Origin of the sequence: Caballeronia catudaia, assembly GCF_001544755.2 — a bacterium.
In the GTDB taxonomy this organism is placed as follows: Bacteria; Pseudomonadota; Gammaproteobacteria; order Burkholderiales; family Burkholderiaceae; genus Caballeronia; species Caballeronia catudaia.
The window spans coordinates 1-1133 of the sequence record NZ_FCOF02000135.1 but is presented as its reverse complement, the minus strand read 5'-3'; the positions used below and the strand labels follow the sequence as shown (position 1 = coordinate 1133).

Annotated in this window: 1 protein-coding gene; it reads right to left on the bottom strand. The window is 54.3% G+C overall.

Going from position 1 to position 1133, the window contains the following annotated elements; genetic code table 11:
* Positions 1–101: 101 nt before the first annotated feature.
* Entirely contained in the window at positions 102–1055 is a 954-nt protein-coding gene (locus tag AWB75_RS36435) for an IS5 family transposase (RefSeq protein ID WP_061128743.1), read from the bottom strand.
* Positions 1056–1133: the final 78 nt, after the last annotated feature.

Sequence of the window (1133 nt, the reverse complement as noted above, 5' to 3'; positions counted from 1 at the left end):
CAGCTTTTTTATCCGGCTCGGTCCGTCAATGGCAGAGGCGATGGGCGCACACTTTGTGCCCTCATCGAGAGCGCGGGAGCGAGTTCAACCTGCGGTGTCTTTTAAGCTTTGCATAGCGCCTTGCGCATCATCCATAAATTGCCCAACGCAAATAATGTGGTGATCTGCGCGGTGTTCTTCGCCAGCCCCCGGTATCGCGTTTTCAAATAACCAAACTGTCGCTTGAGAATTCGAAACGGATGTTCGACCTTTGCACGAATGCCGGCCTTCAGTCGTTCGATCTTGTCGTATATCGCATCGAGAGGATCCTTCAAGTTCAATTTCCTTCGCTTGCTGGGCCGCATCGCAACATGCCATCGAGCCGAGCCCGGTTGCTTACGTTTTTCGATGCCCTGGTATCCGGCGTCAGCGTAAACGTCCGTTTCTTCACCGTGCAACAGCGCAAGGGCCGTATTGATGTCGTGCTCGTTAGCCGCCGTGCCGATGACCGTGTGAACGAGGCCTGATTCTGCGTCCACGCCTATATGCGCCTTCATGCCGAAGTACCAGTTCCTGCCTTTCTGGGTCGACTGCATCTCCGGGTCACGTGTGCCCGAGCCGTTCTTGGTCGAACTGGGCGCTGCGATCAACGTAGCATCGACAGCTGAACCCGCCTTAAGCATCAATCCCTTTTCGTTCAATATTTCATTGACGACCGCAAGAATCTGCGCAGCGATGCCATGCGCTTCGAGCAGGTGCCGAAACCGCAAGATAGTCGTTTCGTCTGGAAGACGGGTCATCGCTCCATCGAGGCCTGCGAATTCGCGATACAGCGGGACATCATAGAGGGCTTCTTCCATCGCTGGATCCGACAGACCGAACCATTGTTGAAGGAAGTGAATTTGCAACATCGTCGCTACCGGAAAGGGCGGACGACCAGTCTTCCCCTTCGGGTAATGCGGTTCGATCAATGCAATCAGCCTCGACCATGGCACCACTCGCCTCATCTCGTCCAGAAAATCCCGCTTACGCGTGCGCTTGGTTGACAGGTCCAAGCCGAGATGAAGTTGCGTCATCGTGATTCCTCCAAGTCGCTGGTTCTCTAATAGTACTCCTTATCGCCACTATAAGTAGGGTTATGCAGAGGTTCCTTA

Coding starts and splice junctions, on each gene's coding strand:
- AWB75_RS36435 (WP_061128743.1), bottom strand. CDS start 1,055: ATGACGCAACTTCATCTCGGCTTGGACCTGTCAACCAAGCGCACGCGT.